Source organism: Bacillus sp. MMSF_3328 (genome assembly GCF_030733525.1).
Lineage (GTDB): Bacteria > Bacillota > Bacilli > Bacillales > Cytobacillaceae > Bacillus_AB > Bacillus_AB infantis.
The window spans coordinates 405,350-418,369 of sequence record NZ_JASHIV010000003.1; the positions used below are offsets into that span (position 1 = coordinate 405,350).

A 13,020-nucleotide genomic window follows, 5' to 3' on the forward strand; every position below is an offset into this window, starting at 1 on the left:
ATATTCCCATCTGTCAAATCGGGATTGCCTGGATATCCTCCTTTCTTGCAATATATTTTAAAGCACTTCTTATATATGAGCTCTTGCGCAAATATATGCGCACTGCAGCTTGGTTAAGATTGCTTCTATCTAAGAGGACTACTATATAATAATGAGGCTGGGACAGCAAACAAGCACCCTCAATCTGCAGGCAGAACCTGCAGCCGGGGTGCTTGTTTGTCTGTTCTTATTTTTCAGGAATGAGAATCTGCCCAACCTTGCCGATTTTGAGGAGAGTCTGCATGATTGCCCTGGACAGCTGGCTCGGCTTGTAAGGCTTGACCAAATAATCATTCGCACCAAGCGAAAAGCCTTTTTCTTTTTCATCAAGAGCCGTGGAAACAATGATAGGTATGTTCTTAAGCCTGTCATTTTCCTTTATCTGCTCCATGATCCTCCAGCCATCCACCTGTTCTTCCTCCAGCATGATATCAAGCACGATCGCATCAGGTGTATGGCGGGCAAGAAAATCCAGGGCTTCCTGTCCCCTTTTATAATGAACTACCTGGAAACCGCTGTCAGACAGCTCCTGGATAATCAGCTCCGCCAGGCTTTGGTCATCTTCCACTACCATAACGCGGTAGCCTTCTGCAGAGGCTTTCGGCACTGATATAGCCCCTGGTTCCTCAGCAGTTTCAATCAGAGGAAATGAGAGTGTGAAGATGCTTCCTTTTCCATAACTTGAGGCAACGGAAATGCTGCCGCTGTGCGCCTTCATGATTTCCTGGACAATCGAGAGCCCGAGCCCTGTACCGCCGATCCTTCTCCTGTCGGAATTATCCACACGGTAGAATTTGGTGAACAGTTTATCCAGCGCATCCTCCGGTATACCGAGGCCCTTATCTTCCACTTCTGCCAGAACAGACTTATCTTCCTGATAGAGCCTGATGATTATATCCCCGCCGCCTGGAGAATATTTGACAGCATTGGAGATCAGATTGGTGAATACCTGCTCCACCTTGCTCTTATCTCCCAGGATCACATCATTTCCTATAGAACGGTCATCAATTTTTATCTTGTGGATATCTGTATTGATCTGCTGTTTTTCTATAACCTGCTCAATGATTGGCAGGAGCCTGAGATATTTCTTCTCATATGTCTGTTTTCCGGCTTCCATCCGCTGGACATCAAGGAAATCATTGATGAGGGAAGTCAGCCTCCTGGCTTCATTATAAATGGTCGTCAAATATTTTTTCTGCTTATCAGGCTTCAGCTCTCTGTTCAGCATCAGTTCGGTGAAGCCGAGGATGCTCGCGAGCGGTGTGCGCAGCTCATGGCTGACAGTGCTCACAAACTCAGATTTCATTTGATCGACTTCAAATTCTTTTGTTATGTCGCGATGCACCAGCACGGTGCCGATCCTTTCATCTTCCTGCCCGAGGCCTTCGCAGTACATTTTGATGACCTGCCCCGTTTGCTTCATTTGATAGATGATGCTCTCCATCTCACAGCTGTCACTATGAACCGCATTTTGAAGGAAAGCCAAAAATTCATCAGGCTGCTCAACCTTATTTGCCATTTCGGCCGACCAAATTTCCCATGGGAGATTTTCCAGCCTTCCGGCAGCACCCGGGCAGGTGAACATCTCTTCCAGCTGGCGGTTCGCCTGCAGGATGGCCCCTGAGCGGCTCACCATCTGGATGCCCTCCTGGACTGTATTCAGGATATCTTTGTTAAGCTTCCGTTCTTCCTCTGACTGGCTGTATAAGCTGATATTGTCCAGACTGATTCCTACCTGCCTGGATAATGCTTCATATTCATCCATCTGCTTCTCCGAGAATGGAGATCCGAAGCGGCTGAACAGCATCACTGCTATAACCTCGTCCTTTGAGGAAATGACTGGAAGATATAAATCATAGCTGTAGGACACTTCCTCATGATAACCCTTTTCTCCAGCCAGCAGCTCCCTCTTTATGGCAAAGGATTTTTTTGACTGGATCAGCCTTTCGTGAAGCCCGTTTTCAATGTGGTCCATAAACTGCTCCACACCTGATGCTGAAATGGCGTAAGCCGCTGCTGCCTTTGTGTTCAGGAGTCCGATCATCCCTCTATCGGCACTGATGATTCCGCACATATTGACCACAATGCTGTCAAGGATGCTTTGAAGGTCCAGGGAGCTGGAAATTCCATTCGTCAAGTCATTCCTCCGCTTCAGCTTCAGCTCGTTCTCGCGCAAAGCTTCGAGCATCTCCTCCAGCTCAGTCTGCTGGGCCTGGAGCTCATCCTGCTGGGCGAGCAGCTCCTCATTCTGGGCAGTCAGGTCCTGTTCTTTGTCCTGCACACTCCAGACCATTTTCTGGAATGCGACCGATAATGCGCCGAGTTCATCCTCTCTGCTGGATTCGACGGTTATCACTGCTTCGCGCCCTGCCGCAATCTCATTGGCGGCAGCTGCAAAGTCAGCAAGCGGCTGTCCGACTCTACGGAACATTACCCGGGTAATCCGTGCCAAAAGGACAAGGATGACAAAGCTGAATAAGACAAAGCCTATCTGGATATAAGATTGCTTCTCCATCAGGCCTTCCGCTTCTTCATTAAGCTGGTCATTTATTCCCTGCAGATATTTAAGCGAATCATCCTGGAAAGTATTTACCCTCGCAGTCGCTCCGGTGCTTGCCAATCTCTTGACCTCTTCTATTCTCCCGGTTTCAAAATAGTTTACCGTTGCAGGCAGTTTTTCAATAAAATAGTAATCAATAAACTCCCTTACTTCTCTCGCATATGCCTTATCATCCTGGGAGGCAGCAAGTTCATCCAGCTGCTTCCCCATCTTTCTCAGCTCCGGCTGCTTTGACTGTGCGCTGATCCTCATATCATCGTTGTCAAATGCCAAATAGCCTCTTACATCGAAGAATACACGATTGAAGGTACTGTCGATTTCCTGGACGAGCGCTTCCTTTTTAACGAGTTCAGCCCGCTTTTCATTATAAGAATCGCTGAGGTTCTGCTGCAGGATGACCAGCACAATCGTTCCGGCAATGAAAAAGAAAATAAAGACACCCATTAACCCGGCAAACTGCCTCGATAGGCTCTTTTTAAAATAATCATTGATTTTCATTCAGTATTTCCTCTACCTTTTCAAGGAGCTCCAGCGGGCTGAACGGCTTGGCCATAAAATAATCGGCCCCTGCTTCCAGCACCCTGTCCTGCTCAAACTGCTGGCTTTTTGCTGACAGCATGAGAATCTTGACATGATTTTTTTCACTATTGGCCCTTATCTTTTCGATGACCTCAAGCCCCGTGTATACAGGCATCATATAATCAATGATCAGGAGGCTGTAATCTCCTGACTGAAATAAATCCAGCGCCTCCTGTCCATCTGCTGCCTCATCCACTTCGAAATCGCCGTCTTCCAGCGTATCCACAATCAGCATTCTCAGTATATCTTCATCTTCTGCCAGTAAAATTCTGTTCATTTCGCTCCTCCTCCAGCAGCTGCTTTACTGAATGCATCTTTCATGATCCAGTAGGACTGCTTTAGCCTTTCATGGTGTTGCGGCTCCTCCCAGCTTTTCCAGGAATATTTGAAAGAATCTTCTTCCTTTATTACTCCATCAGTCATTGCCGGAGCGGTGCCTGCCAATTTTCCATTTTCTGTGACGGCTGCACCTATTGTGATAGACTCGATGATGCTGCTTCCGGATAGGCCGGATTGCCAAAGGTCTCCCTGTATTTCCCGGCTGCTTGGATCCTTTACATTCAGGAGCAGCCACGGAATCCTCAGCTCCAGCGTTTTCCTGTCATCACTTATACTTATATCGGTCAGGGAGTTGAAATCTTCACTTTCCGGATTGGCATTGCCGAACATAAGTTTTCCTGTTTCATAGGAAGAAAACGGAAGGGTTTTTCCGGTAGATGGAATCGTCAGTTCTTTATTCAAAGCCAATCTGATCGGATGGAAAATCCCATTATCCTTTTGAGCTGCATATGGTCTTTCCGGGAGCATATTCAGCAGCTCTCCGTACTGATAATAGAAAGTGTCATAATAGCTGTCTACCATCATATTCGATGTATCTTCCCCTGTAAGATTAATAGAATAATCGACCCCGAAATCGGCAGCAGCTTCAGCTTCGTTTCCAAGCGGGACAGTGCTCTGCCCCTGATCCTTGATAGTATCAAGCAGCAGATGCGTGCTGTCCCTTCCCCAATCCAGAGGCCTGCTGTAGTCGAGGCGGAGATAAAGGTATTCTTCATTTGATGCCGCATATAAAGCCTTTATTGCATCTTCTTTTTGGCTGCTTTTAAAGAGGGGCTCTGCACCAAGCTTATCCCAATCGCCTGTGAGACCATCCGGATAGATGCCAGCTTCATATTTGCCGGGCTCAAACGCCAGCAGCCCAAAGTGCTGCTCGTTCGTCTGCATATTGGACCAGAACGGCCGCCTGTCAGGATTGTCATAATCCATCGTATTCCAAGTCCGCTTGAACCACTCATCCTGCCAAGTAAATACAAGGCCGCCGGCGTAGCCTTCATCCATAATAGATTCGAAGAGGCGTTTGTTTATTTCCCCCTGCTCTTCTTCCGAATGATGCCCCTGGTCCATCCCGTCTACATTTTCATGGGTCATTCCCCTTGAAGCAGGAACGCCGAACTCAGCCACCAGGACTGGCATAGAGTGGACCTTTTTTAAATCATTCAGATATCCGGCATAGTTATTTTTTTCTCCCTGTGAATCTATATAATTCACATACTTCTTTTCATAATTAAGGAAATCGGGATAGTAAGGATAGATATGGTAGGAAGCAAACATCCCGGCTATAAATCCTTCCGCCGGCAGGATATGATTCGGATCCACCACTGCTTTGTCTTCATCCTCCGAAGGCTCGGCCGGATGGTCCAGAAGATCAGTGGTCACCCAGTTTGTAAAGCTCATTGTATGCTGCCATCCATATTGCCCTGATTCGTACTCTGCCGTATAATCCATCATCCGGGCGATCCAGCCTTCGAACGGGGAGGCATTTTCAGTCTGAAAATATTTCCCGGAAAAAGAGCCCTTCCCTTCATTGCCTGCATTTGTCTGTAAGACTGCTTCAGGATCCCACTCGATCCCGATCATGAATCCCAGCACATACTCCGATATATCATACTTATATTCCCCTGAAGCATGGCCCGGCCGTTCCGGCAGGCTTGCGTTTCCGTGGACAATATCCACCATATGCTTCAATTCAGTTTTAAAATCATCTGTTACAAGTCTGCTGTAGGCATTTTGTTCACTGACAAGATTCTCTTCGTTCACCCACGCTCCATGGAATAAATACAGCGGGTGTTCAGCAGTTTGATTATATTCATAAAAAGCTTCATAGAAACCTGGCGGATGGAGGGTATAAACACGTACGGCATTACTGTTCATGGCTCCTATTGCCTTGAACCAGCGGAGATATTCATCTTTCGTAATGGCCGTTTCCCCTGGAAAAGAGCCTGGCTTTGCTATGCCCATGTTAACGCCTTTAATCAGGAGATTTTCCCACTTGCCGCCTTTACGGACTTGAATATACTCGCTTCCGGTCCTGCTGTTCGTTATGATCCCGTTCTGCCCGGCAATTTCCGGCTTTTCCTGCTCATGATGCAGGCCGGTGCCTCTTTCCAGGATTGTTTTCATCAACGGGACATACGTATTCCAATAGAAAGAATCCCGCGAGCTGAATTTCCCTTTCCAGACATCGAGACCCTTTGTCTGATAAATACCGGGAACCTCCGCTTCATCCGCAAAGTCCCCTGCAGAATAATAGGAAGAATATTTTGCATTCACATGCTGGATGACAGCCGGGATGACGGATGGGATCCCGTATCCCTCCAGTTCTTTTTCTGCTTCCTTTTTAAGGGGAAGCTGATAGGTTGCCAGCACTTCCTCCTGGTTATTCGCTTCAACAATATCAAACCAGTATGAATAGCGGGACTCCCCCTCTGCACCCAGCTTCTCATCCCCTGCTTCGGTGTAGCTGAAAAGGGCACCTTCTCCCTCGAGGTCCTCTTCGCCGAATACCACAATATGATTGTCTTTGTTGACCAGTACAAGGCCAGGGCCTTCATAATCCCAGCTCTTTTCCTGTTCCTTCACCCAGACAGGGACTTCATCAGATGACAGGTCAGGAAAATATCTGCCTATCCAGCCGCTCCAGCTGATATTCAGGAGCGAGGTGATTTTCTCCCGGGCAGCATCATCTGTCGGGTCTGCAAATGTATTGAATTCAGCAATCAGCGTCTTTCCTTCTGAATGAATAAGGGCATCCCTTAGCCTGTCAGCCTCTTCAGCCTGAAGGCCACCATAGATGCTGTCCGATCTTTCGCCCAGACTGTTGCTGCCGAAAAATTCCTCTTCATACACACCGTATTGGTCAGCGAGATAAAAGACATCATATTTTTCAAGATTCTCCGGAAGCGGCTTTACTTTATATTCATCTTCCCCAAGCGGCTTAAACCCGCTGTAGTCGCTCTTTACCTCATAATGTTCGCCATTTCTTCTCTGCCATTTGCCATTGTTCAGAATCCAGACAAGGCCTTTATGCTCCCGGTAAGTTTCATCAGGCACGGTTTTATCAATGATCAATGCCTCTAGCGTCTTGTCCGGTGCGAGCTGCCACAGCCAGAAAGGACTTGTCAGGAGCAAAAGAATGCCGACGACCACACCGAATACGGCAGCCTGTGATTTCGTAAACATTTTTTTCATTCAGACACACCTTTTCGTTTCATTTCTCCCCAGCTCTTATCTCCCCTGATCAGCTTCCAGATGCCCTCGCACCTCCAAAATACTGTTAGAGGGCGATACCATAAGGTTTCTGTCAGAGAGTAGAAGAACAGCTTCAGCAAATCAGACACCTTCGGATACTTGCGCAGGCTCCATTCTTCAAGCAAAACCGCTGCCATTGAAAAAATAGAACCGTAGAGGCAGGAAAGCAGGAAGATCAGAATGGCAAACTCCAGATAAATCCCCCCAAGGAACAGTGACAGCACCACATAGGCATAGCCAAGCAGCTCGACAATCGGCCCGAAAAATTCGACAACCCAGAAATACGGGAAGGAGATGAACCCGATTGCCCCATATTTCGGATTAAAGGTCAGCTTCCGGTGAGTCCACAAACTTTCGAACAGCCCCCTGTGCCACCTGCCCCTCTGCTTCCTCAGGAAAGTCGCGCTTTCCGGCACTTCCGTCCAGCAGACCGGGTCGGGGACATAGACGATCCGCTTCTTCAGCCCTTTTTCTTTAATAAGCCGGTGCACCCTGACCACAAGCTCCATATCCTCGCCGACAGTATCCGTTCTGTACCCGCCTGCCTCCAGCACCCATCGTTTTGAAAAAACGCCAAATGCACCCGAAATGATCAGCAGCAGATTATGACGGCTCAGCCCGATGCGGCCCATCAGAAAAGCCCGCAGGTATTCAATGATCTGCATGATGACGAGCGGTTCCCTGGCAAGCCCTACCTTCAGCAGGTTTCCATCCTTGATTTCACAGCCATTCGCAATCCTGATGCTTCCTCCGGATGCAATCACCTCTTCATTCGAATCAATGATCGGCTTCATCACCTTAAGGAACGCATCATGCTCCAGGACAGAATCCCCGTCCAGGGAACAGATATAAGGATAATGGGAGATATTCAAGCCGGCGTTGAGCGCATCGGCTTTTCCTCCATTCTCCTTATCGATCAAGTATAAATTAGGCAGCAGGCGGGACTGGTAAATACCTTTAATCTCCTTTGTCTCCACCTGCTTTCTGACAGCCTTATCCACTTTTATCATTTCATAGTGCCCTATCATCTTTGCCAGTGTTCCATCCTTCGATCCGTCATTCACAACCAGAATCTCATACTCAGGATAGCTGATGCTCAAAAGAGACCTGACACTCTGGATGATCCCAGCTTCTTCATTATAGGCAGGGACAATGATGGAAACAGGCTTTGTATAAATCTCACTCATATATTCCTCATAGATCCGGTCGCGCTTAAGACGGTATTCCCTTCGCAGCTGAACCATCGAAATAGCAAGAACAACTGTGTAAAAAAAGATGACAATCACCATATAAACAGCGATGAACCAGCCAAAAAACAAAGCGGCATTCTCCCATAAAACTGCCAGCATCAGCGCCGCTCCCCTTTTTGCATCCATTCCCAAGCCATATCCCTGGCATAAGGATCATGCGAACTATCAATTACTTTCTGCAATATTTCTTTCCCCTTTGAAAAAGCCAAGATAGACTGGCCTGCCTGTGATCTTACATACCAGGATGAATCGTGCAGCATTTCTGCCAGCCTTGGGAGCAGCCCTTCGTCTTTTAAGCTGCCGAAAAGCTTGGCGGCAAGCATCCGTTCCTGCCAGCTGGAAGATTCAGCGAGTTCCTCATAAGGGGTTATATCCTCTGTATATCCTATTGAAGCTAATGCCTTCAATGCCCGGAGCCTCATTTCCCCCGCCTCGGACATGAACACCTCTTCCACAAAACGAAGATAACCAAGCTGCTTGTTGACAGCAATCACATCCAATACAGCAAACTGCAGTCTTTCCGGAGAAGTTCTAAAGCCTTCAACAAATCGGCCAAAACCTTTGTCATCAAGCCGGATTAGAATATTCCTGAGATCAAATTCCGAGAACGGCAAACTCCGGGAATCCAGCAGCATGAATAGATTCTCACTCTGGAAATCTGCCAGGATCTTGAAGGCCTGGACTTTTTCAGAAGTTGAGCTTCCCCCGCTTTCGGCAATCCGCAGTACTTCTCCCTCCAGACTTTTCAAATGGAAATCCTCTATATGATAAAGCGAATTTATCCGCGTACTCCACTTTCTGCTTTGAAGTCCTTTGGCATAATGGCCCCTAAGATAGGACTCTGCAAAAAAAGAAAGATTTTCTTTTTCCTGCTCCCCTTCAAGGATATCCGCATAATGACCGAGGAGCTCCTCAGCAGCCAGCAGGCTTGCCCGGTCAGCCAGGGCAGCTTCCTCCAGCTGCTTCCCTTCATATAAAAAAGAAAACAGCGGAAGGTTCAGTTTTTGCTTCCAATCTTCAACCTTCCGCCTTGCTGTTATTTCAAAAGCTTTTCTAATCACGAGATACACCAGTATGACTGTCAATATTCCTGTAATGGAAAGGGCCGCTGCAGCGAGAACAAACAGTTCCTGATCTAGTCTCATTATGACATCCTCTGGATCAGGCGATGAATTCTTGCCTGCAGCTCAGTGATGCTGAACGGCTTTGTCACATAATCATCTGCCCCCAGCTTCAGTGCCCTGGCAATATCGTATTCCGTTTTTCTGCCTGTCAGCATTAAAACATGGATGCGGCTTGCATTCCGATTTTCCTTCACCTTCTGGAGAACTTCCGTCCCATCCATTACAGGCATGATTCCGTCCAGAATAAGGAAATGCTCCCCTTTCTGCTCCATACGGCCGGATTGAAGGAACTTCTGTCCATCCTCATACACCTGGATATCCAGGCTGGTATGCTCGAATTCCATGGATTGCAGAATTTTCATCAGCATGGTCCTGATGATTGCATCATCATCAATGACAGATACATTCAGAACCTTCCTTGAATGGCCGCCGATCAATTTATTGGCACTTTCCACCCTGGCCCGGCCGTTCCGTTTTGCTTCATATAAAGCCTGATCAGCCGTCTTGATTGCTTCTGCCACAGTAGCAGAAGGATCATGGACCATATATACACCGGCCGAGAAGGTCATTTTCAATTCCGCCCCGCCCTCTATGAACGTTCGGCTTGAGAAGCCGGAAAGTAGCCTTGAGACGACCTCCTTGCTGTCATGGTCATTGGTGCGCGGAAGCAGCAGGATGAACTCCTCTCCTCCATAGCGGAACACTATATCTCCAATCCTGACATGATCCTTCAGATACTGGGCAAACTCCGACAGGATACGGTCTCCGGCCGGATGGCCGTACATATCATTCACCTGCTTGAAATGATCCAGATCAAGGACGGCAATAGAAAAATACTGATTGCTCCGTTCCAGCTCTTTTAAATACCGTTTAAGAGAATCCTGCAGGAACCTGCGGTTGTATACCTGCGTCAATTCATCGATCAGGACAGACTGGTCAAATATTTGTTTCCTGTCCAAATGCCGCTCTACCTTTATAAGGAATTCTTCCAGGTCAATAGGTTTGGAAATAAAATCATCCGCCCCCAGCCTGTAAGCCTTTATTCTCGTTTCTCTGTCATTCATTATGCTGATCATCAGCTTTGGTATAAACTTTTTATTCGTATGCTTCTGAATATCCTCAAGCACATGGAACCCGCTTTTGCCCGGAAGATTAACATCGATGATAAGGCAGTCGGGATTCATATCAAAGAATTGGTCGACAGCTTTTTCAGGCTCGGTATTTGCCATAACCATCCAGCCCTTGCTTTCCAGTGCATCTTTAAGGAGGATCAGCATGGATACATCATCATCAATCACCTGGATCAATGGCATATTTTCATCCCTTGGAAGACTCTGTTTCTCCTCTTCTCTTTGGAAATGTTCATATTCATAGCTCAGGCCCATCAGTTCATATAAAAAATCCCGCAGCTCCCGGTTTCCCCAGACTTTTTCGCTGCTCTTTTCCACCTGGTCCATCAGTTTGCCTGCCACCTGATGGAGTCCGACGAGCTGCAGAGTTCCTGCTGTCCCCTTGATGGAGTGAAGAAAACGGTAAACATCTTCGTTGTTCACAGGAGTTTCCGCTTCCTGTTCAAACCAAAGAGTCATTTGATTCTTAATCTTTTGAAACAATAAAGTTTTGTATTTATCAAGCTTCATTATATGCACCTCTTTCATCCTAAGCATCAGCCAGGAAGCAGAGGCCCCGGCCAAAATAAAAACCAGCCATCATAGATCATTGGCCGGCTGCACTAGTCACTCCAAGCGGTTTAAAGTGCAAATAAAAACCGCTCATCACAGTGTCCTATATTCTTAAAACACCCTTGCATTTTCTGTCGAAACAGACAATTGCAAGCCAATTAAAATATATGATTCCTGTCATATTAAGTCAATATATATTTTATTCACTTGCCTTGAGTATACCGAAAAAACCAACAAGATGCAGACGCCAATATGCCGCCTGGAAAAAATGGTATATTATTACCATTATTCTCCCTGTCCGAATATGTCGCTTAAAGCGGTTTTTTGTCAATAAGATGATATTGTCGATTTGGACTGGTATTTGTAAAATTAGGAATATATAACTAAATATTGGAGGACTAAGCAATGGAGCATATTAAAGACCTGCTGTTTAACCTGCTGATCATTCTTATCGTCATGCTTTCTTTCCAGCTCCTTTTTGCCAGCCGCCTTCAATCGCTTTTTCTGCGCCACCGCGAGTATATTATTGCCGGCATCAGCATCATAACTGCTTCCCTTTGCCTGATCTGTTCAGTCAAGATGAACAGCAGCTTTATTTTTGATCTGCGATGGATTCCATTCCTGCTGGGAGGATTATACGGAGGTCCCAGAGTCATCCTCGCCCTGCTCATTTTTGTCATCTTTATCCGCATTCCCCTCGGAGGGATCGGGGCGGCCTATAATATTCTCACCGGTTTGTTTGCCGGCTTTATTGTATATAAGCTTCACCCATCCTTCATCGCCATGGACACACGGAGAAAGCTGCTTACCGTTTCATTCCTGTCTTTTCTCTTATCTATCGCAGCTTTCCTGCTCTTGCTATTTAGAGCTGGCGTGGAGGAATGCCTGGAATTCGTTGTTATCTATACGGTCACTCAGACGGTCGGGGCATTTTTGGCAGCCTACACCATCGAGCTGATTGTACAGAACCAGCAGCTGAACCGGGCGGTAATGAAGACAGAAAAAATGGAGGTCGTTTCCCACTTGGCTGCCAGCATCAGCCATGAAGTAAGAAATCCCCTGACCGTAACGAAAGGATTTCTCCAGTTATTAAAAGAAGAGGAAGAAGAACCAGGCGGGGGAAAGCGTTCCTATTATTTAGACACAGCCCTTGAAGAGCTGAACAGGGCGGAAGTGATTATCAGTGACTATCTTACATTTGCCAAGCCGCACTGTGAAGCAAATTCGTGTTTTTCATTAGAAGGAGAAATCAGAAAAGCGGTTGAACTGATCACACCCTACGGGAATGCTCATTCTGTGGAGATCTATTGCGATACAGACGAAGAATTATATATAAAAGGTGAAGATGCAAAGGTTCAGCAATGCCTGCTCAATCTGTTCAAAAATGCCATTGAAGCCATGCCTGGCGGAGGGATCCTCTCTATATCGGCAAAGCTGCAGGACGACAAAGCGGAGCTCCTGATATCTGATACAGGCAAGGGGATGACCTCCGGGCAGCTCAGCAGGCTGGGGGAACCGTATTTTTCAACAAAAGAAGGGAAAGGGACGGGGCTTGGAATGATGGTGGTCTTTCGGATCATTGAGGGAATGGGCGGAAAAATAAAAGCAGAAAGCATGCTGAATAAAGGCACCTCCTTTACCATCCTGCTTCCTGCTGAAAAATGTCCTGATTAGCAGCTGTTCTTACACATGATCAAATGATGGCGGGTACTTTACCGTCCCGCTGATTCCAGTTAATGATCCCTCCTTAAATTCCATAACCATAAATACCTCTTCCGGTACAGGAAAAGGTGAAAAAATCCCAAAAACTGTGGAAGGCCGGAACCCAAACCTCGGATAATAATCGGGATGTCCCAATACAACGGCATGAGCAAAGCCCTGAAGTTCCGCCTGTTTCAAACCTTCTCTTATAAGAAGGGATCCTATCCCTTCATTTTGCCGCTGGGGCATGACAGCAACCGGGGCAAGCGCCAAGGTAGGCACTTCCCCTTCCCCTGTATCAATCACTGCCTTGCTGAACATGATATGGCCCACGATATCCTTTCCATCTGCCGCTGTTAGCGATAGTTCGGGAATATACTCCCCCGAGCTTCGGATGGCTCTGACAAGGGCACTTTCGTTTTCACGGCTGAAAGCAAGCCTGTGGACATGTTCTGATCTGCTATAATCAGCTTCCTGCTCTGTCCTGATAATCATGA

The 13,020-nt window shown here is 47.0% G+C and carries 8 protein-coding genes and 1 riboswitch; of the genes, 1 reads left to right on the plus strand and 7 read right to left on the minus strand.

Annotated features, from left to right (window positions below; genetic code table 11):
- Nucleotides 1-226 precede the first annotated feature (226 nt).
- From RBB45_RS08250 to RBB45_RS08275, 6 genes are read right to left on the minus strand one after another with little or no spacing between them, the layout of a single operon-like run.
- The gene (locus RBB45_RS08250) at nt 227-3,097 is read right to left on the minus strand and encodes a hybrid sensor histidine kinase/response regulator (protein WP_306009416.1); all 2,871 of its coding nucleotides are present in this window, start codon (nt 3,095-3,097) and stop codon (nt 227-229) included.
- Nucleotides 3,084-3,455, minus strand: a complete 372-nt coding sequence (locus RBB45_RS08255; RefSeq protein ID WP_009795029.1) for a response regulator transcription factor — start codon at nt 3,453-3,455, stop codon at nt 3,084-3,086. Before RBB45_RS08255 ends, RBB45_RS08250 begins: the two co-directional genes overlap by 14 nt.
- A complete protein-coding gene (locus tag RBB45_RS08260) occupies nt 3,452-6,706 on the minus strand; it encodes a hypothetical protein (RefSeq protein WP_306009417.1) in 3,255 nt (1,084 codons plus the stop codon). Before RBB45_RS08260 ends, RBB45_RS08255 begins: the two co-directional genes overlap by 4 nt.
- Nucleotides 6,703-8,115, minus strand: coding sequence for a glycosyltransferase family 2 protein (locus RBB45_RS08265; RefSeq protein ID WP_306009418.1), 1,413 nt, complete (start codon nt 8,113-8,115; stop codon nt 6,703-6,705). Before RBB45_RS08265 ends, RBB45_RS08260 begins: the two co-directional genes overlap by 4 nt.
- On the minus strand, nt 8,115-9,161 hold the full coding sequence (locus RBB45_RS08270) for a HEAT repeat domain-containing protein (RefSeq protein ID WP_306009419.1): 1,047 nt from the start codon (nt 9,159-9,161) through the stop codon (nt 8,115-8,117). The genes RBB45_RS08265 and RBB45_RS08270 overlap by 1 nt, the downstream gene beginning before the upstream one ends.
- The gene (locus RBB45_RS08275) at nt 9,161-10,780 is read right to left on the minus strand and encodes a diguanylate cyclase (protein WP_306009420.1); all 1,620 of its coding nucleotides are present in this window, start codon (nt 10,778-10,780) and stop codon (nt 9,161-9,163) included. The genes RBB45_RS08270 and RBB45_RS08275 overlap by 1 nt, the downstream gene beginning before the upstream one ends.
- 72 nt (nt 10,781-10,852) lie before the next feature.
- A riboswitch (cyclic di-GMP riboswitch) is annotated at nt 10,853-10,935 on the minus strand.
- A 292-nt stretch (nt 10,936-11,227) separates the two neighbouring features.
- Between RBB45_RS08275 and RBB45_RS08280 the strand changes: the two genes are divergently transcribed.
- Nucleotides 11,228-12,496, plus strand: a complete 1,269-nt coding sequence (locus RBB45_RS08280; RefSeq protein ID WP_306009421.1) for an ATP-binding protein — start codon at nt 11,228-11,230, stop codon at nt 12,494-12,496.
- Nucleotides 12,497-12,505: 9 nt separating this feature from the next.
- On the opposite strand, the gene RBB45_RS08285 is transcribed toward RBB45_RS08280, so the two are convergent.
- Nucleotides 12,506-13,018, minus strand: coding sequence for a GNAT family N-acetyltransferase (locus RBB45_RS08285; RefSeq protein ID WP_306009422.1), 513 nt, complete (start codon nt 13,016-13,018; stop codon nt 12,506-12,508).
- Between the last annotated feature and the right edge of the window lie 2 nt (nt 13,019-13,020).

What these genes read in the sequence shown, in the direction of transcription:
- RBB45_RS08250 (WP_306009416.1), bottom strand. Translation starts at nt 3,097, where the DNA reads ATGAAAATCAATGATTATTTTAAAAAGAGCCTATCGAGGCAGTTTGCC.
- RBB45_RS08255 (WP_009795029.1), bottom strand. Translation starts at nt 3,455, where the DNA reads ATGAACAGAATTTTACTGGCAGAAGATGAAGATATACTGAGAATGCTG.
- RBB45_RS08260 (WP_306009417.1), bottom strand. Translation starts at nt 6,706, where the DNA reads ATGAAAAAAATGTTTACGAAATCACAGGCTGCCGTATTCGGTGTGGTC.
- RBB45_RS08265 (WP_306009418.1), bottom strand. Translation starts at nt 8,115, where the DNA reads ATGCTGGCAGTTTTATGGGAGAATGCCGCTTTGTTTTTTGGCTGGTTC.
- RBB45_RS08270 (WP_306009419.1), bottom strand. Translation starts at nt 9,161, where the DNA reads ATGAGACTAGATCAGGAACTGTTTGTTCTCGCTGCAGCGGCCCTTTCC.
- RBB45_RS08275 (WP_306009420.1), bottom strand. Translation starts at nt 10,780, where the DNA reads ATGAAGCTTGATAAATACAAAACTTTATTGTTTCAAAAGATTAAGAAT.
- RBB45_RS08280 (WP_306009421.1), top strand. Translation starts at nt 11,228, where the DNA reads ATGGAGCATATTAAAGACCTGCTGTTTAACCTGCTGATCATTCTTATC.
- RBB45_RS08285 (WP_306009422.1), bottom strand. Translation starts at nt 13,018, where the DNA reads ATGATTATCAGGACAGAGCAGGAAGCTGATTATAGCAGATCAGAACAT.